Origin of the sequence: Fodinibius saliphilus, assembly GCF_005869845.1 — a bacterium.
In the GTDB taxonomy this organism is placed as follows: Bacteria; Bacteroidota; Rhodothermia; order Balneolales; family Balneolaceae; genus Fodinibius; species Fodinibius saliphilus.
In genome coordinates, this window is the sequence record NZ_VAWF01000004.1 from 337,632 (window position 1) to 356,050 (window position 18,419).

The 18,419-nt window shown below is 41.3% G+C and carries 21 protein-coding genes; 14 read left to right on the top strand and 7 right to left on the bottom strand.

Features of this window, described 5'->3' with window-relative positions; genetic code table 11:
- Window positions 1–65: 65 nt before the first annotated feature.
- Complete coding sequence (locus FCN14_RS14390; RefSeq protein WP_138431987.1) at window positions 66–1,844, top strand: SLC13 family permease; 1,779 nt, start codon at window positions 66–68, stop codon at window positions 1,842–1,844.
- A gap of 382 nt (window positions 1,845–2,226) precedes the next feature.
- Here FCN14_RS14390 and FCN14_RS15970 read toward each other — a convergent pair whose 3' ends face one another.
- Window positions 2,227–2,367, bottom strand: a complete 141-nt coding sequence (locus FCN14_RS15970) for a hypothetical protein (RefSeq protein WP_246043180.1) — start codon at window positions 2,365–2,367, stop codon at window positions 2,227–2,229.
- Between the two features lie 51 nt (window positions 2,368–2,418).
- On the opposite strand from FCN14_RS15970, the gene FCN14_RS16140 reads away from it, so the two are divergent.
- Both FCN14_RS16140 and FCN14_RS14400 read left to right on the top strand, forming a co-directional pair.
- On the top strand, window positions 2,419–2,559 hold the full coding sequence (locus FCN14_RS16140) for a hypothetical protein (RefSeq protein ID WP_350354177.1): 141 nt from the start codon (window positions 2,419–2,421) through the stop codon (window positions 2,557–2,559).
- Entirely contained in the window at window positions 2,531–4,264 is a 1,734-nt protein-coding gene (locus FCN14_RS14400) for a SulP family inorganic anion transporter (protein WP_138431989.1), read from the top strand. The genes FCN14_RS16140 and FCN14_RS14400 overlap by 29 nt, the downstream gene beginning before the upstream one ends.
- Window positions 4,265–4,279: 15 nt before the next feature.
- Here the strand turns inward: FCN14_RS14400 and FCN14_RS14405 are convergent, their stop codons facing one another.
- The 3 genes from FCN14_RS14405 to FCN14_RS14415 are packed head-to-tail and all read right to left on the bottom strand — an operon-like array spanning window position 4,280 to window position 6,658.
- Window positions 4,280–4,798 carry a SixA phosphatase family protein gene (locus FCN14_RS14405; RefSeq protein WP_138431990.1) on the bottom strand — a complete coding sequence of 173 codons (519 nt, stop codon included), beginning with the start codon at window positions 4,796–4,798 and terminating at the stop codon, window positions 4,280–4,282.
- A gap of 45 nt (window positions 4,799–4,843) precedes the next feature.
- The gene (locus FCN14_RS14410; protein WP_138431991.1) at window positions 4,844–6,148 is read right to left on the bottom strand and encodes an MATE family efflux transporter; all 1,305 of its coding nucleotides are present in this window, start codon (window positions 6,146–6,148) and stop codon (window positions 4,844–4,846) included.
- 18 nt (window positions 6,149–6,166) lie between these two features.
- Window positions 6,167–6,658, bottom strand: a complete 492-nt coding sequence (locus tag FCN14_RS14415) for an MgtC/SapB family protein (RefSeq protein WP_212747659.1) — start codon at window positions 6,656–6,658, stop codon at window positions 6,167–6,169.
- A 63-nt stretch (window positions 6,659–6,721) separates the two neighbouring features.
- Between FCN14_RS14415 and FCN14_RS14420 the strand changes: the two genes are divergently transcribed.
- The 5 genes from FCN14_RS14420 (at window position 6,722) to coaD (ending at window position 10,039) form a co-directional block, all read left to right on the top strand.
- Window positions 6,722–7,381, top strand: coding sequence for a thiopurine S-methyltransferase (locus tag FCN14_RS14420; RefSeq protein WP_138431992.1), 660 nt, complete (start codon window positions 6,722–6,724; stop codon window positions 7,379–7,381).
- A 146-nt stretch (window positions 7,382–7,527) separates the two neighbouring features.
- Window positions 7,528–8,010 (top strand): hypothetical protein, encoded by a 483-nt coding sequence (locus tag FCN14_RS14425; protein ID WP_138431993.1) that lies wholly within the window; start codon window positions 7,528–7,530, stop codon window positions 8,008–8,010.
- Between the two features lie 6 nt (window positions 8,011–8,016).
- On the top strand, window positions 8,017–8,880 hold the full coding sequence (locus tag FCN14_RS14430) for a hypothetical protein (RefSeq protein ID WP_138431994.1): 864 nt from the start codon (window positions 8,017–8,019) through the stop codon (window positions 8,878–8,880).
- A gap of 90 nt (window positions 8,881–8,970) precedes the next feature.
- A complete protein-coding gene (rsmD, locus tag FCN14_RS14435) occupies window positions 8,971–9,525 on the top strand; it encodes a 16S rRNA (guanine(966)-N(2))-methyltransferase RsmD (RefSeq protein ID WP_138431995.1) in 555 nt (184 codons plus the stop codon).
- 13 nt (window positions 9,526–9,538) lie between these two features.
- On the top strand, window positions 9,539–10,039 hold the full coding sequence (coaD, locus tag FCN14_RS14440) for a pantetheine-phosphate adenylyltransferase (protein WP_138431996.1): 501 nt from the start codon (window positions 9,539–9,541) through the stop codon (window positions 10,037–10,039).
- A 134-nt stretch (window positions 10,040–10,173) separates the two neighbouring features.
- Here coaD and FCN14_RS14445 read toward each other — a convergent pair whose 3' ends face one another.
- Window positions 10,174–11,193: a M10 family metallopeptidase domain-containing protein gene (locus FCN14_RS14445; RefSeq protein ID WP_138431997.1), complete on the bottom strand. Its 1,020-nt coding sequence runs from the start codon at window positions 11,191–11,193 to the stop codon at window positions 10,174–10,176.
- Between the two features lie 233 nt (window positions 11,194–11,426).
- Between FCN14_RS14445 and FCN14_RS14450 the strand changes: the two genes are divergently transcribed.
- The 5 genes from FCN14_RS14450 to FCN14_RS14470 all read left to right on the top strand — a co-directional run bounded on the left by FCN14_RS14450 (window position 11,427) and on the right by FCN14_RS14470 (window position 14,924).
- Window positions 11,427–11,990 (top strand): hypothetical protein, encoded by a 564-nt coding sequence (locus FCN14_RS14450; RefSeq protein ID WP_138431998.1) that lies wholly within the window; start codon window positions 11,427–11,429, stop codon window positions 11,988–11,990.
- Between the two features lie 367 nt (window positions 11,991–12,357).
- Window positions 12,358–13,551 (top strand): pyridoxal phosphate-dependent aminotransferase, encoded by a 1,194-nt coding sequence (locus tag FCN14_RS14455; RefSeq protein ID WP_138431999.1) that lies wholly within the window; start codon window positions 12,358–12,360, stop codon window positions 13,549–13,551.
- 88 nt (window positions 13,552–13,639) lie between these two features.
- Window positions 13,640–13,948, top strand: a complete 309-nt coding sequence (locus FCN14_RS14460; RefSeq protein WP_138432000.1) for an FmdB family zinc ribbon protein — start codon at window positions 13,640–13,642, stop codon at window positions 13,946–13,948.
- Window positions 13,949–14,551, top strand: coding sequence for a GbsR/MarR family transcriptional regulator (locus FCN14_RS14465; protein WP_138432001.1), 603 nt, complete (start codon window positions 13,949–13,951; stop codon window positions 14,549–14,551). It begins immediately after the preceding gene.
- The gene (locus FCN14_RS14470) at window positions 14,541–14,924 is read left to right on the top strand and encodes a YraN family protein (protein WP_246043181.1); all 384 of its coding nucleotides are present in this window, start codon (window positions 14,541–14,543) and stop codon (window positions 14,922–14,924) included. Before FCN14_RS14465 ends, FCN14_RS14470 begins: the two co-directional genes overlap by 11 nt.
- Before the next feature lie 30 nt (window positions 14,925–14,954).
- On the opposite strand, the gene FCN14_RS14475 is transcribed toward FCN14_RS14470, so the two are convergent.
- Both FCN14_RS14475 and FCN14_RS14480 read right to left on the bottom strand, forming a co-directional pair.
- Window positions 14,955–15,893 (bottom strand): bile acid:sodium symporter family protein, encoded by a 939-nt coding sequence (locus tag FCN14_RS14475; RefSeq protein WP_138432002.1) that lies wholly within the window; start codon window positions 15,891–15,893, stop codon window positions 14,955–14,957.
- A 72-nt stretch (window positions 15,894–15,965) separates the two neighbouring features.
- A complete protein-coding gene (locus FCN14_RS14480; RefSeq protein WP_212747660.1) occupies window positions 15,966–17,888 on the bottom strand; it encodes a phospholipase D-like domain-containing protein in 1,923 nt (640 codons plus the stop codon).
- Between the two features lie 103 nt (window positions 17,889–17,991).
- Here FCN14_RS14480 and FCN14_RS14485 point away from each other — a divergent pair, with 103 nt between their 5' ends.
- Window positions 17,992–18,297, top strand: a complete 306-nt coding sequence (locus FCN14_RS14485) for an FtsB family cell division protein (RefSeq protein WP_138432004.1) — start codon at window positions 17,992–17,994, stop codon at window positions 18,295–18,297.
- Window positions 18,298–18,419 lie beyond the last annotated feature (122 nt).

Below are 18,419 nucleotides of genomic sequence, written 5' to 3' on the forward strand. Positions count from 1 at the left end.
TAAATTTCAAGATAGGTTTATCCTGTCCATTAATCACTATTTTGCAAAAAAAATGATGGCTTCGCATGTCATTCGAAATTATTTTTGTATTTGCTCTGCTTGGATTAGCATTATTTCTTTTTGCAACAGACTATGTATCCTTTGACGTAGCAGCACTTATCTTATTGGTCTCTCTTTTAGCTTCAGGCATACTTACTCCTAAAGAGGGATTTGCGGGAGTAAGTAACCCAGCTACTATTACGATTGCAGCAATGTTTGTTATCAGTGAAGGGCTTCGGAGAACCGGACTTTTAAACAAAGCCGGCAATTTCTTTTGTGAAAAGATGAAAGACAATTTCTGGCTTTGGCTTTTCGTAATGCTGCTGTTTGTTAGTTTTACCTCATCTTTCATGAACAACACGGCGGTTATAATGATTTTTATACCCGTCATTATTGATATCTCTGCCAGAATTGGAGTTAGCGCCTCTAAGCTGCTCATGCCATTAGCCTTTGCAGGAATCATGGGGGGTATCCATACCCTGATAGGGACCTCAACTAACCTATTAGTTAGCTCCATAGTTCAGGATAGGGGCGGCCAGGGCTTTGCCATGTTCGATTTTATGCCCATGGCCCTCATATTTCTCTGTGCAGGTTTTCTCTATATGTATTTTGTGGGAGTAGATTTAATCCCCCCCCGACGCAAAGACGATGAGCTCACTGCTGATTTTAAGATGCAAGGATACCTAACAGATCTAAAAGTTAAAGACGAATCAAATTTAGTAGGTAAATATTTAGATGAAGGAGGATTAACTGAAGAACTCGATCTCGACGTATTAAGAATCTTCAAACCCGACAGTGATTCTTCTGCACAAAGGACCGAAACCAAAGTTGAATCCGGAGATATTCTGCGCATTCGCGGGAGTGCATCTGAAATTGATAAACTGTTACGCCGCGAAGACCTTGCTTTAATCCCCAGTAAAAAGTGGATAGATGTAGACTTAAAGCATGGCCGGGATGCACTGGTAGAAGCAGCAGTAGCACCGGAATCTACATTAGAGGGCAGGGAATTAAGTGATATTGACTTTTACGAACGATTTGGTGCTGTACCTCTGGCCATCCGCCACCACGGAGAGTTGAAACAAGAAGAGCTAGGAAACATTCACCTGGCTGGCGGAGACACACTCTTGCTAAGTATGAGCAAGGAAAGAATCCACGAAATAAATAACGATCCCTCTTTCGTCATATCTTCCGAAGTAGATGTTATGCGTCCGCGTACCGACAAAACCCACATTGCTGTAGGAATACTTGCCGCGGTTGTAGGACTAGCAGCACTTAATATTCTGCCTATCATGGTAAGTGCACCCGCCGGCGTAATTATGATGATACTAACGGGCTGCCTCACCACTGAAGAAGCTTATACTGCTGTAAACTGGAAGGTGATCATGTTACTTGTAGGGGTACTTCCACTCGGTACGGCCATGGATAAAACCGGAGCCGCCGGACTTATTGCAGATTCGATGATTGGGATGCTTTATGACTTTGGCCCTGTAGCGGTACTCTCCGGCTTTTACCTTTTCACCATGATGATAACAGCTATTATTTCCACCAATGCATCCGTAGCATTACTCGCCCCCATTGCTTTTGAGGTTGCCAATCAAATAGGAGTGAATACCGAACCAATGGTCCTTGCGGTCAGCTATGCAGCCTGCTTAACCTTTATTACCCCTTTCGGTCACCATGCAAACACCTTAGTTTACGGATCGGGACAATATGAGTTTACTGACTTTACTAAAATTGGACTGCCTCTTAATATTATATTCTGGATACTAGCCACTATATTCATACCTATCATCTGGCCTTTATAAAGAGCAAAAAATAAATAAAAATTTATTTCCAGCTGTTGTAAAACCTTACAAACTAATAATTAGTAAACAGTTAGAATAACATTACTTATAACCAATGTCTTACAAACAATATTTTTGTGCTCCCTATGATATTATTACAAAATAACCTGATTTTGCAGTAAAAGTTATTTACAATTTTCCTAAAAGTAGTAACTCGTTACTATACCGAGAGTATTTAGCCAAAAATTAAGTGAGAGTGAAAAATATCATTCGAAATTATTTTCGTATTTGCTCTTGTTATAGTAGCATTCTTTCTTTTTAAATCGGCTATGTTTCATTTGATGTAGCAGCATTAATTTTACTTGTGAACCTTGTTGCCATGCTTGCCAACCATATTATTGCACTACTTTTCAGATTTAGGGTCGCGCGCCGTACTATCCAGATTTTTTCTATTACCAATGGGCATCACAGCATTCATGTCAAACAATGCTTCTGCCGCACCCCTTGCCCCTATTGCCATAATATCAGCCACAGCGATGAACATTACCCCTTATCCTTTTTATTTGCTGTTACGTTTGCAGCATCCCTCAGTTTTATCACTCCCTTTGGTTATCAAACAAACACCTTGATTTACGGGGCAGGGCAATATAAATTTAGTGACTTCACAAAAGTTGGATTACCCTTAAATATTTTGGCCTTTTTAGTACATGGAAGAGTGGCTCAAAAAAACGTTTAAAATCTCAGGATGGCTACCTGATTACAATAGTCAGAAGTTTCGCGGTGATCTGACTGCAGGAATTACGACCGGCGTAATGTTTATACCTCAGGGGATGGCTTATGCCGTTATCGCAGGAGTGCCTCCTATATATGGTCTTTATGCCGGTGTAATCCCCTTGCTTATCTATCCTCTTTTGGGTACTTCTAAAAACCTTTCCATTGGTCCAGTTGCCATCGATATGCTTATCGTTGCCGCGGGGGTTTCTTTGCTTGCCGAACCCAACACGGAGCGCTATATAACGCTCACTATTCTACTTACGATGATGGCCGGAGGACTGCAACTGCTCATGGGGTCCATGCGGTTGGGTTCAGTATTAAATATTTTCTCAAGACCGGTAATTGCCGGCTTTACTCTTGCTGCTCCCCTTATTATTGCAGCAAGCCAGCTTAATAATCTTTTAGGCATTGAACTACCCCAAACTCAATATGTGATCGTTATCATTGAAGAAGTTTTAAGAAATATTGATCATGTCCATTTACAAACGTTCCTTTGGGGAGGCATTGCTATCGCCTTACTTGCCTTTATAAAGCACGTAAAACCTATATTCCCAGCCTCTGTGCTTATACTCGGCGGTAGTATTCTCATTTCGTGGAGTGCCGGAGCACAAGCAGTAGGCATTCAACTGGTAGGAGACATCCCCATGGGACTACCCACATTTGGCCTGCCGGAAATAAACTTTAACAACATGCGGGAACTACTGCCCACTGCACTTACGCTCGCACTGGTTCAGTTTATGAGTGTAGCATCACTGGGACAAACTTTCGCGAAGAAAAATAATTATATCATCGATGCCAATCATGAGCTTGTAGCACTTGGAGCTTCAAACTTCTTCGGCAGTTTATTTAAGTCTATTCCTGTATCTGGCAGTTTCTCACGTTCAGCGGCATCAGATCAGGCAAATGTAAAAACACCATTGGCAAATATAATTACATCCGCAGTAATTATAGCTACTCTACTATTACTCACACCTGTCTTCTACTTTTTACCCATGCCGATACTGGCAGCTATAATCATTGTATCGGCCCTAAATCTTATTGATATATCGGAATTTATATTCCTCTATACAACAAGACGCAGTGAAGGGCTTATCGCTATTTTCACAGCTGCCTGCACATTACTTATTGGTATTCAAGAAGGAATATTACTTGGGGTCGTTGCCTCTATGATCCATATGCTTTACAAATACAGCCGGCCCAATGTAGCCGAACTGGGTATAATACCCAACACCCGTTTGTTTAAAAACCTGGATCGAAATCCCGAGGCAAAACCAATTGACGGACTGATGATCTTACGGGTAGACGCTTCGTTCTCTTTTGTTAATGCTGATTTTTTCAGAGACTATATAATTGAAAAAAGCAGGGAGCGGAATAAGTCCACTCACTATGTTGTTATCGATGGTAGTACAATAAACTCCCTTGACACCACAGCTATTGAACAGATTAAAACAATGGCCGGCACCCTTCAAAATTGGGATATTGAACTCTATATTGCCGGGCTCAAAGGACCGGTACGAGACATCATTAACAAAGCGGGATTAAAAGAATACTTGGGAGAAGACCATTACTTTAGAGATCCTCATGAAGCAGTCTCGCATATTCTAAAACTAATGGACAAAGAGGATGAAAAATCACGACTGGCCGATTATAAAGATATAACCGGCTAATAACTTGTGAAGGCGTCAATCGATATCAAGCTTCCGTAAAATTTCTGGCTCCATCATCCATCGGAAGCGAGCTGTCCCAGGCCGTACCTGTCCCCATTTCACTGCCGGATGTTCCATGCACACCAATGAAGCCGTAGACATCCGGGCAGTATATTCGCCTTCCCTATTACAAAGAGTAGCAACCACTTGCTCCAATAGGGGGTTATGCCCAACTAGCAATACGGTATCTACACTATTTGGGGATTCTTGGATAGCCTTTAAATAGTTTTGCACCCCACCATGATAAAGTTCCTTATCCCAGGTAATGACCGATTCATCAATTCCTGCTGATTCCACTAAAATTGTTGTTGTTTCATTCGCACGTTGGGCCGGAGAACTTACCAAATGGGCAGGTACGTTATCCGTTTGCTGTATAAAGGCACCCAGTCGCAATGCATCCTCTCGGCCTCTTTGAGCTAAAGGACGATCAAAATCTTTTTGTCCGTGGGTTGCATGTGGCGACTGGGCGTGCCGCAACAACATAATTGTTTTCATAATTTAACAGTTTTTAGATCTAGCTAAATACCTTAGCTATTATTTTTAAGCTGTGTGCACTTTTAAAATATGCTTCGGGGCAAAATATGTGAGCGTAGCTCCCCTTGCTAACATAAACAATGTCATAGCAAGCCAAAGAGCATGGTTACCCAAAAAGTGAACTCCTATAGCATAAACAGGTATAAAGATCGTCAACGTAGCAATAATCATAGAATCCCGCATAGGGCCTGTGGCTGTTGCCCCAATAAAAATCCCATCCCATATATACGAAAAACTACTTACTATGGGCCCTGCAATAGTCCATAAAAAATAAACCATTGCAGTATCAATCACATCTTTCTGATCAGTGAAAAGCCATATAATATGTACATCAAAAATGGCATATATTGCAGAAGCCAGTACTCCAATACCCGTACCCCATACAAAACAATACTTAACTGTCAGATTTATGCGCTTCTGCTGACCAGAACCAGTGTATCGACCGATAAGACTCTCGGCTGCATATGCAAATCCATCTATGCCGTACGATACCATCATCCACAACTGTAACAAAATTGAATTTGCTGCCAACACTACATTACCAAACTCAGCAGATTTAGCTGTAAAAAAAGAAAAGGTAAAGATCAGGCAGAGGGTACGAATAAAAATATCACGGTTTACCGAAAAGAATTTTTTAATTGCTTTAACTTCAAGTAAAAGCTCGTGCACATAGCCGGATAACCAATTCCGATATTGGTAAACCAGGAGTATTACGGCAAGAATGAGCCCCGCATACCGGGCAATAAGCGTTCCCATAGCTACTCCATCAACATTCAAACCCATCCCATAGACAAAAAACACATCTAGGGCAATATTCAGGGCATTCAGAAATATAGTCACGATCATTGGATAACGGGCATTCTGCATTCCCAAAAACCAGCCGTTGATAGCATATAAGCAAAGCGTGGCAGGAGCAGTAAATATTCTAATCTCAAAATAGATACGAGTATACCGTTCTACCTCAGGAGAAGCTTCCACAAGCCAAAAGCTGAAGTCAGCAATCCAGGCCTGCAGTATCACAATTACTATTCCGAAAAAAACAGCTACCGCTAATGCGCGCGCCAAAGTCATAATACTGTCGGTTTTCTCGTCCTCACCAAAAGCCTGTGCAGTAAGTCCCGTGGTACCCATTCGTAAGAAACCGAATCCCCAAAAAATGAAGTTAAAAATCATACTTCCCACGGCAATGGCTCCTAAATAATAGGCTTCATCCAAGTGGCCCACCAATGCAGTGTCTACGGCACCCAGAAGGGGTACAGAAAGATTACTAATGATGTTGGGAATCGCCAGGTTCAGGATTTTCCGGTTCAACGAATCGGGGTATAATCTTTATTTTTTAGAATTTTCGTCGTACAGGCGGTTTCTCAGCCTTTTAATGAAGCGCTCAATATAACCCAATCCGAACAAAATTACGATTGCAATAACTGTAAGAATACCTGCCAGCAAATACTGTTGCAAAGCTACTGCGATACCAATAGCAGCTGCAAATAATATTGATGCCGCTGTTGTAAGTCCCTCAACCGTTTCCTGCTGATTTCTAAAAATTATGGTTCCGGCCCCCAGAAAGCTAATTCCGGTAATTATTGCTTCCATAATACGAATGGGATCGGCCTGTATTGCCTTAACCATAGAGCTACTGCTATAATTAACAATCATAATATCTCCCAACACTACCAGCAGCGAAGAGGCCCCGGCAACAAGCATATGTGTTCGTAATCCAGCCGGTTTTCTGGCTAGTTCTCGCTCTAACCCTATGAGCCCACCTAAAAACATAGCAAATACTACTTTTACTATCGGCATCCAAATAAAATTTAAATCCATGCTTATCCTGTATTATTATCTTGATACCATAACATTATACTCTTTGACGAATCTCATATCATTATGGAATTAAGTTATTGGCAGAGTCGCTGGCAAAAAAACAATACCGGTTGGCATATGGAAACAGTATATCCCCAATTACCAAAACTCTGGCCTTATTTATCTATTGACAAAAATTCGGAGGTTCTTGTTCCCCTTTGCGGAAAAAGCCGGGACATAAGGTGGCTTCTCGAAGAAGGGCACACTGTTACAGGAGTAGAGATCTCGTCAAAAGCGATACAGAAAATTAAAGAAAATTATCCGCACACATTCTCAAAAGAACGTAGTCACGGTTTCATCGTTCATAGCTCAGATCAACTAACATTATGGGAGGGAGATTTCTTAACGCTTCCTCCCGATCAAGTTCCCGCTCCTGCTGCTATTTATGACAAAGCCGCTATTGTAGCATTACCACCTGCCATGCGTGAAAAATACGCACAAAAAATTATGGCACTATGTGATCCCCAAACCCAAATTCTGCTCCAAACCTTTGAATACGAGCAAGATGAAATGACCGGACCGCCCTTCTCAGTCCCAGAATCAGAAATTCATAAAAGGTTTGGCAGTCATTTTTCACTTCATCTGTTACACGAACAGTCTAAGTTTGATCAGTTAAAGAAATTTCAGCAGCGTGGCCTGTCTTCAGGCCTAATGGAAAAGGTATTTTTGCTAACACCCTCATAGAAGCCCTCTTTTTTACACTTTTAGTAAAAAATTAGATTTCGTCCCAAATAACAGCATTTTTCAGTTCTAGTTGCATATCAACAAGTCGGAATGTATTTTCAAAGTCATATTTTCGCAAAACACTATAATTACACATTTACCGGCACATGGATGTACAAAAGCGTAACCAACTGTTTAGTATTGTACTAGGTATCATCATCATCATCGGCCTGGCATATTGGCTGTACCAATCTATCGTAGGCCCTTACCAAGAAGTTATTGAACGCGAACAAATGACAGAGCGTGTTCGCCACCAAATGAGTAATGTTCGTGAAGCACTCATCCAGTACGAACGTACTAACGATGAGTTCCCGCCAACAGAAGGAGGGCTCGACTCATTAGTGACATTTCTTAAAACGGATTCGGCAATGATTGCTAATGGCGATTCTCTGTTTAAGCCTTTACTACCCAACGTTTCATATAACCCCGATTCCCTTATTTATTCTCCGCGTCCACCGCATCCTAAGTTTGAATATACTCTGAACGACACGCTTCGTCCTCAGATTTACTTATTGAAAGATCCGGCAACTGACGACCAAATTGGGTCCCTTGAAAAAACTACCAGACTTAATTCCGGTAACTGGGAATAACTTTGCATGAAGGATCAATATCCTAGTCTAGGGCTCTGTTTTTTTGGCAAACGGTTATACTATGCCGTTAACGACCCTGCCAAACCACAAAAACTTGCCCACATAGGATCTTATGATTTTAATATTGATGTAACCGAGACGCTGCTCGGTAATACCGAGCAGCATTTTCGGGGCATTAAAGAAACCGTTACCCAACTCAAAGAAGAATACGATATACAGCGCCTTCGTGTTCTATCTTTTCCCACCCAAGAATGCTGGACCGCTGTCCCCAAAATTGTTTATGACAATTCCGACGAGCGTGAAAAGCATATCAGTATTCTGATGAGCGGTGTTGAACGCAAAAAAATTCACCCCACTTGGTATAACCTCAGCAACCAAGACTATAAATTTTTGCTCCTGCGTAACAGCGATTCGATGCATTTAATGCAGGAACTTGCCTCAGACACTTCTACTACCGACCTTATTAGTAACTTTGAAATAGGAAGTCGCTGGGTGCAACATGCCAATCCCGGTGGTTCCTTTATGACTATCTGCTGCTTTAATAACTGCATCTCTATCTCTTCATTTATTTTAGGAAAACTTCGGGGCGCAACCTTCATTCCTTATGACAATATCCAAGATTTGCCTTACCTGTGGCTGCAGCGCACCAAAGCATTAAACTGGATGAAAGGGTTACATGAAGAGATTTATGTCTACGGCTCTAAAGCTTACCGCACCATTGAAATACTAAAACCATTTTGGGATGAGGCCGGCACGGTTACTAAAATGGATACACTCGAAAAAATGCAAATTGATGCGGATGAAGAAACCTATGGCTTTAACCTTGAAAACGCTTTCCCTGCGATAATGCTAGCTCTAGACTGCAACTAACAAAGGATCTAGGGGGATCCATTAAGTCCCACAACATTATTTTTGTTACCTTAGGGCTAAAATGATTTTGCACAATCAAAGTACAACTACATGCGTATTATTACCGGCCTGCTGAAAGGCAGACAGATAAATATTCCAAAAACCTTAAATGTCCGCCCTACTTCTGCCCGAACCAAAGAGGGCTTATTTTCTATATTGGAAGCTCGAAAATATATTCGTGGAGCACATGTGCTTGACCTTTTTGCCGGCTCCGGGAATCTCGGTATTGAAGCAATATCTCGGGGTGCCGAAAAAGTATTATTTGTAGACAATGACCGCCGTAATACCCAACACATCGAAAAAATAAGTGAAGAGTTCGGTATTTCAGACCAAATTCGTACGGCCAGCACTCCTGTTGAACGATTTCTGGAAGGCATGCCACTGCCCTATGATATCATATTTTCTGATCCTCCATACGATTTCCCCCTCATGCACGAGATGGTTAATACAATAACTACTGATGGCTGGTTGGCCGAAAACGGATGGCTCATCCTGGAACATGACAAGCGTCATAATTTTACCGATCACCCCCATTGTGCCTATTACAAGGAATACGGTCGTACACATGTAAGTATCTTTCTGGCTGAAGAAGGAATAGAATTTTAACAAATCTACTATTATGGAAACGTTGGCTCTATATCCCGGTTCTTTTGACCCCATCACCTACGGGCACCTTGACATCTTAGAACGTGCCACCGACCTTTTTGATGAAGTAATTATCACCGTAGCTGTAAATAAACAGAAAGAAACGGTGTTTTCCGGGGATGAAAGAGAAGCACTTATCAAAACATGCCTGGCCGATAAGGAGTGGGCAAAAAGGGTTGAGATCCAACAATTTACCGGTCTGCTCGTTGATTTTGCCAAAGAAAAAGATGCCCAAACTTTAGTACGTGGTGTTCGGCAGGTTTCTGATTTTGAATATGAGTTCCGGATGGCATTAACCAACCGACGATTGGCCCCTGATGTAGATACCGTTTTTCTAATGCCCAATGAACAACTCACCTTCATTTCCGCTTCATTGGTTAAAGAAATTGGCTATTGGGGAGGCGACCTATCCTCTTTTGTGCCCGACCACGTAGCGGAAGCACTGCACGAAAAATTCAAGGATCAGAAACAGTAGTTTTAGACCCGCCGATCAGATAAATCATTTACGCTCGGCCTCACAAATAAGAAACTGCTATTATTAGACATTAAAACGCCCGACAGGGCTATTAATTCCCGCCGGGCGCTACCCGTAAAGCTTGCATAAATCCATTAGTTATTTTCAACACTAAGCGGACCACCGCCCCCGCTCGGATCGCAGTCGGTGCACGTAACCCTTACGCTACTGCTGCCATTTCGCTGGGACCCGTCACTGACATCAACGCGAATATCCAGTGTGTAGCCGTCAAAATCATACATTTGAGTAGAATAGGAGTCTGTATAGCTGACCGGCCCATCCCACTGGTTGTTCGTATCATCCGAGCGGTAGTACCACTCGTAGGAGTAGTTGCCGTCTCCGTCGGACACGGAGGCTGACCAGGTGCCCTGCTGGCCTTTCGACAGCGAGCTAGGGCCACTAATTGTAACCTCAAGTGGAGGAGGACCATATAAATTTTGAATGCCATCTATATCATCTTGAGAAAGGTAACGATGAGAACCATCATAGTAAGCATACATTAATGAGCCTTGAACCTGCGAATGGCCTAAACCCAATGAATGACCTAATTCATGAGCTGCTACAGTTGTTAAATCCATTGGTTGACTGGAGCTTGATCTCTCTGAAAGCGTCCATGTTTCAGCATCGTCGAAATGGGAATCACCGGCATAAGTACCATTCGGGGGTGGATAAAAAGCATGAGCTAATACGCCCCCTCGACCGTCAAATGCAGAACCATCTCCATGACTTCCTGTTGCCCATTTAATAATTATATCAACTTGAGAAGCGGAACTAACCTCCCTAAATGTTAAACCAGATACCTCTTCCCATAAATCTGTGGCATCTGCAATTGCTTGTTGTTCTTGATTTCCTGAGATATCTCCCGTTCCATTTGAAAAATAATAAGTTAGATTTTTGTGGTTCCACTTCCTTCCCTCCGCTACATAATCAGCACCATCAGGCAAATCGTCATAACGAACGGAAGTTGAAGATTCGGTAGTTGTCTTTTCCGTTTCTTTATTACTGTTAAAATTTGGAATGTTTCCCGATTGAGTCGGAGAAAAACTATTTTGACCGCAAGAGAAAGAAAAAACAGCTGCTAAAAATACTATACTTACCTTCTTGATATATTTCATAACCTCATCTTTTATTTATTTTTAAATTAAATCGATGAGATAGCCTTTCGTTATTCGTAATACTTAGGTGGTATATCCCTATCTAAGGGACCAAATGGAGCTTCTACTATCCCAAGTGAAACTACTCTACTTTACTGAATAACATGGATTACACTAATGATTACTTTTTTTTGCAAACATTTAATAGGTTAAAACGGATTTTCAACTTAATTAGATTGAAGAGAGGTAGAATAATGGCACTTTCTAAAATTCATATACTCATTGTTGCTTTCGCGATCCTATTAGCCGGTAGTTGCAATACCACTGACAAGGGAAAATCTTCGAATGCCGTTGAAACTGGTACCTACGCACTTCAGGCGCAACGTACTACAATCAACGAAAATGTCGTTTCGGCTGGCAGGATGGGCGGAGGGTATTTTGCAGAGCAGTTCGAATTTTTAAAAAACGATGGTCTACAAATTGAAATAAAATCCGATATCGTAAATGAAAATGGTCAGGCAGAAGCAACATATCAGATACAAAATTCCCACCTTTCAGTAACCATTGAAGAGTCAACCACATCTATATATAAGACCGGCGATAAAATCACTTTTACCAGCTTCAATTTTGTCGATGAATCTTTCTCCGAAACCTTTCAAATAATTGGCAAATCCTACACTTTTGAAGGTCCTGGATTACTGTTGGAACAACAATATCCCGACCAGCAAGACTTAGATGATGATGGCAACACTTCTGAAATGACGACACTAACCAAATACTATAGTCGGCTAGTTCGCTACGATGACGGCGGTAAATAAAACCTTTTTAATCTTTACTGAAGACCTCTGGTAACTTGTTCATCAAGTTCCCGACATTTCAGAATGTAGCAAAAACTTCCAAAATAGATCATCTTAGCCACTGGAGTACAAACTAATAATAATATCGATCATGGTAGACCACCGGCAGGTGTTCTACCTCGGCACCTATATAGGCGTCTACAGCTACCAGTTTGAGGAGTAAAAGACAATACAATCCCGCAAGATTTTTAGAAACCTTGCGGGGTTTTTAGTTTGTAGAGCGATTTGGCTAATCTCTCTACAAAATCTTGTGACGCTTATTACTTTTGTCCACTTTTTTCTATTTTCAGTTCTGCCATAATTCTACCCGTCAACGAAGAATAGAATAATGATCTCAAAGCGTGCGCAATCGGTTTCTCCCTCAGAAACACTGAAAATTTCAGCCAAAGCAAAAGAGCTCAAGCGAGAAGGAAAATCTATTATCTCGCTTAGTGCCGGTGAACCCGACTTTAATACTCCAGAACATATTTGTGACAATGCCATCAACGCAATAAAGGATGGTTTCCACGGATATACCATGAATACCGGAACTCCGGAACTCCGCGAGAGTATTAGCAATAAATTAAAACGCGATAACAATTTAGATTATGCTCCTTCTCAAATTGTCTGTACCAACGGCGCAAAACAGGCCTTAGGCTTTAGCATACTTGCCATGGTTGATGAAGGGGATGAAGTGATTATTCCTGCCCCATATTGGGTCTCCTACCCCCAAATGGTGAAAGTGGCCGGAGCAACACCGGTAACGGTACGCACCTCCTTTGAAAATAACTTCCGCATAACCGCAGAGCAACTGGAAGAGACTATTACAGAAGATACGAAAGCTTTTATGCTCTGCTCACCCTCGAACCCCACCGGCACATGCTATTCTAAGCAAGAGCTTAAAGCAATAGCAGATGTATTAGCTGACCACCCAGAAATAAATATTATTTCTGATGAGATCTATGAATATATCGTCTTTGAGGGAGAACATGTAGGCATTTTGAATGCTGCTCCGGAATTAAAGGATCGCACTGTAGTAATTAACGGTTTTTCAAAAGGATTTGCGATGACAGGCTGGCGTCTTGGATATCTTGCAGCCCCCCAACAGTTTGCAGATGCTGTTGCGAAAATCCAAAGCCAAGAAACATCTGCTCCTTCCAGCATCTCACAAAAGGCAGGCGAAGCTGCCTATACCGGCAGCCTTGACCCTGTCAGAGATATGCGAGATTCATTCCGAGAACGGCGTAATTTTATTACAGAACAACTCTCTTCTATGGACGGGGTTAAATGCTTTAAACCGTCAGGGGCCTTTTATGTGTTCCCCGACATTTCATACTACCTGGGCACAACGGCTACTAATGGTGATACCATTGATAGCAGCACAGCACTCTGCATGTATCTTATTGAGGAGCATGGATTAGCAGCTGTTCCCGGTGATGCTTTCGGAGAGCCCAATGGCGTACGTTTGAGCTACGCTTCCTCGATGGATGATCTTAAAGAAGCCATGCATCGCCTGCAAAAAGGGTTATCAGAGCTATCATAATACTGAAATTTTGTACAAACACACCAGTTTGGCACATTTTATGCTTGTATCAGGTGCTAAACAATGAAAGAAATATCTTTTTACCCTTATGCCTACATATAAATATAAACGAGAAGACGGAACAACTTTTGAAATACGACAAAGTATTAACGACAATGCACTGGAGGAGTGTCCCGACACCGGTCAAAAAGTAAAACGTGTTATTAGTGGCGGTGGCGGTGTAGTCTATAAAGGAGACGGTTGGTACGTCACAGATTATAAAGATAGCGACCGCAAAGAAAAACGTGCTAAGGAAGCGGATCAAAAAAATGGCCAAAGCAGTGCTTCAAATAATGGAACTGCAAACAACACTGCAGACACCTCTTCATCAACAACAGCCAAAAGCACATCCAGCTAAATGGCAAATTCCACTCGCTCCCAAACCCATGAAGAAGCATTAGAGCAATTCGTATTGCTATGGGGCGAGATGGCATCAGCCTGGGGTATCAATAAAACGATGGCCCAAATTCATGCCCTGCTGTATGCCGAAGCAGAACCATTGGATACCGATACAATTATGGAGCAGCTGGATATCAGCAGAGGGAATGCAAATATGAACTTGCGTAATCTTTTGCAGTGGCAGCTTATTCACAAAGTACATTTTAAAGGAAAACGAAAAGACTTCTTCACGGCCGAAAAAGACGTTTGGACCATCGTTTCCACGATCATTCGAGAACGGCAACAGCGTGAAGTGGCACCTATCCGGGAAAACCTCAATGGCACCCTCGACCTGTTGGATGAAAAAGCGGACCTGACCGATGAGGAACAAGCGTTTCAAGAACGCATTGAAAACTTCACTCAGTTCCTGGAAATGTTTGAACGTTTTACTGAGGCCCTGTTACCTTATATAAACAAGAAAAACCTCAAGTTTTTAAAACACTTGGTTAAACTGGCCGAAATGAAACATACCATCACTGGCAAAAAACCCGGCACAAACGTATCTCCAGATAATGATGAGTAAGAAAACAACACGAGAAATTGGTGATGAAGGCGAAGAGCTGGCCACCGCATACCTGGAATCAAAAGGATATACCATCCTTGAACGCAACTATCACTTTGAACATGCCGAAGTGGATATTGTTGCCTATAACAATGCCTCACACATCGTTTTTGTAGAAGTAAAAAAACGCTCTACAAACCGCTACGGAGCACCGGAAGAGTATGTGAATGAAGAGAAAATTCAGAACGTTTACAAAGCTGCCGAGGCCTGGCTCTATGAACGAAAAATGGATGGCTCACCTGTGCGGTTTGATGTTATTGCCATACTCCAAAAAGGCAATGAAGCACCGGATATTAAGCACTATGAAAATGCATTTAGGCCGGGCCGATCATAGCACCTAATCCAGATCAATATAGTCAGCTTTTTAGCTTCCAAGTTGCGCATTACGAAATACACGCTCTATAGTAGACTTTCCGGTTGACCAGTACCAGCTTAAGCCCAGGCCGGTTACTACATGCCATAGGCCCCACCACGCTGCTACCAGTGCCATACCACCAAGTCCATCAAAAAAATTAAAAATAAGCAGTAGTCCTAATCCTGAATTTTGGATGCCAGTTTCAATAGCAATAGAACGTCGATCTTTTTCAGGAAGAGCAAATATTGAGGCCAACCCATAACCGCCTGTCAGAGCAAAGGCATTATGGAAAAACACTAATAAAATCACCAAATGCACATAGCTCAGGAAATTTTCAAAGTTCATCGCAAAAGCTACGAGTACAAATCCGGCAAAAAATAGTATCCCAAAATTCTTAATCCATTTTGCTATTCGCCGAGCCAAATTCTCTTTAAAATGGCGCACCGTCATGCCCAATATTAACGGGGCGCCCAGTATTAAACCTATTATTTTAAAGACCTCCCAAAGGTTGATATGAATATCTCTCATAATCATTTGCGTTGGCTCATATAAACTAGCCCATATAGTAAAGTTTAAAGGGGTAGTTACGATAGCTAGTGAAGTAACTACTGCTGTCATACTCACCGAAAGAGCTGCATTTCCTTTGCCTAACAGAGAGAAAAAGTTTGAGATATTTCCACCGGGACATGCTGCAACCATAAACATTCCAAGGGCCAAGCTTGGATGAGGCTCAAATAAAAGAACCAATAAAAACGTCACAGCCGGTAATAATACAAGTTGAGAAAAAAGTCCAACTAATGTTGGCTTTGGATTTGTCAATAGGCGCCGAAAATTCTTTACAGATAGTTCAAGAGCTACACCAAACATGATAATCGCCAGTGATATATTCATCACCAGCAATCCCTCATCCCCTAAGTTCAATTGTATGGCATCAATAGATTCACCCATAAAACAGCAATTCAATAAAATCTTCTAATTGTATGGTGCATGAATAAACAAACTTTTTCTAATAAAACCATTTTACTCTATTACCACATTCGGACGAAGCTTCTGTAATGTTTTTGGCCCAATACCCCTAATATTCTGTAACTGATCGATATCAATAAATTGTCCGTGCTTTTTTCTATATGTAACTATTCTCTTGGCATAGGCCGGTCCAACACCCGGCAATAGATCTAATAAGGCCTCGTCAGCTGTATTAATATTTATTGGAAAGGCATCAGATGGCTTTGCTTGTAGGCCCACTATCTTTGCACGCAAATATCTTTTACCGACCTTTTCCGATTGCTTCCAGATCCCCTTTTTCTTCTTCTTTGCCTCTTTCACATACTTTTTAAAGGCATTAACAGAATCAGGATGTTGAACCAAAAAGTTTGAAAAATCACCCAAGCCTCGCCGTAACATTCTTTTATTTAGGGATATCGTTTTATCATGGTTTTTAAGCGTTATATAAGCATAAAATGCGCCATAACGTGTATTGGGGACCTCTCTGGTTGGTCCCTGTAACCTCACTTTTTTTCCTGATATCAAATTGCGCATATATTCTGCAGCTTCAGCTGAATAATACTCTGAGGAGTCACGGCCTGCATATAGGCGTGGCACATCAACCCCTAATAATCGGACGTTATATTGAAAGCCGGGAGCTATTTCTACTGCGAATTGGCTACCGTCACTCACCTCCTTAACAGTATACCATTTCTCACTATCAAGAGGGGGAGAAGGAATGGGCGCTTTGCCCTGCGCTCTTCTTATTACCCCACAAAAGTCTTGATAATACTGATTGGTAATATAATCCGAATGGATAATCAACAGATTCTCATCATTATTAACTTCTGCATTTTTTGAGAAGTTATAAGAACCAGCAATCGTTATTCCTTGGTCTGTAGAATCAGGATGATTAGCATCCACTAGCATCACTTTATGATGCAACTTTCTCATCTCATTTGCAGGTAAAATTAATCGATTAGAAAGCTTAGCCTCTCGTGAAGCCCAAATATCCCCTTTACTTTTATAACGATAATAAAACATAGGATCTATAGCTCCATTGAGCGATATTTCACCAGTTGCAGACCTCTTCCAAATTGTTCTGCTTAATGGTATAAAGGGAGTGATGGCAAAAGCTTGGAATACAACATCATGTTGTGACTCTTCTCGGATAACTTCTACCAAGCGTTTCATTATACTGGGCTTTGTACCATCGCGATTTATCGGAGAAAAGAAAACCTCAACCTTTGTACCACCTACATAGTAGTAATGATTGCTAACCTCTTTTTTATCTTTATGGAACAGTGCCCGATCAGGGTTAGGTAAATTATCGTCTCCGCCCCACATCTGTTCAAACTCTTGAAGATACGCTTCCGCAATACCACTATCCTTGATAATGATTGTATTATTGGTATTGTATACACCTGTGTATGTCATATTAGTAGATCCTGTCCAAACGACATCATCTTGTTTTGAACTACTTTTAGCATCTATTACAGCAAATTTATGATGCATATCAGCTCCGGAATTGGTAAGTGAGTAATCGGCAATTCCCCCATCAGCGTTATATACATCACCATCATCATCTATTGAACTGATATCCGCTTCTCTCAAAACAGCCCACATCGTTGAATCAATTTCTTTTGCATCGGTTCGGTTGTAGTTATCGGTGACAACCCTGACTCGCACACCTCGTTGTTTTGCTTCCGCCAACGCCTCTCCAATACGGATATGCTCCAGATCGTAAATAGCAAGATCGACACTATGTTTAGCAGAACCTATAAGTGACTCTAATGTACCCACTAAGTCAACATTACTGTTACTCATATTAGCCGGTTGTGCCACTGAGTAATCAGCAGGCATATTAAAATACACCTTTATCCATTCTACATTGCTGGTATCGGAGTGCACTGTTTGAGTATGCCCACATAAAGAAACTACCAGAAATAGAAGTAGCAATGATAATTGCCTAAAAATCATTGAAATTGTTTTTCATCTATAAATTGTAGTATTTTTGCAGCGTAAATGTACGATAATAACAGGCCATTTAGCAATTACATCAATGAACCTTCAGCTATTAAATCCATTACGCTGGCGCAAGTCGTTTCTCGCTCTCATTTTGGGAGGTTTTTTGCTTATCTGGTTTACATTTATCGATACCTATAGTATATGGACTCGAGTCGAGCTAAATCAACGAAAAAGCGAGCTTCAAGAAAAAAAACAAGAACTTAGAAAGGAAACAGCTATCCTAAAGAAAAAAATAGAAAAGCTGAAAACAGACCCTTTTCTACTTGAACGTATTGCTCGTGAAGAATATGGTATGAAAAGAGAAGGAGAGTACATTTATAAAATCAAAGAAGTTGATTAGTTATTACTGTTACATCTTCTTTCCCCTTCACTTCTTAATTGTTCTACCTTATACTATAGCCATCTTATTCGTGTTAATAATACTCCACATTTTTTAAAACCCTTTTTAGCAACAGTATCTAC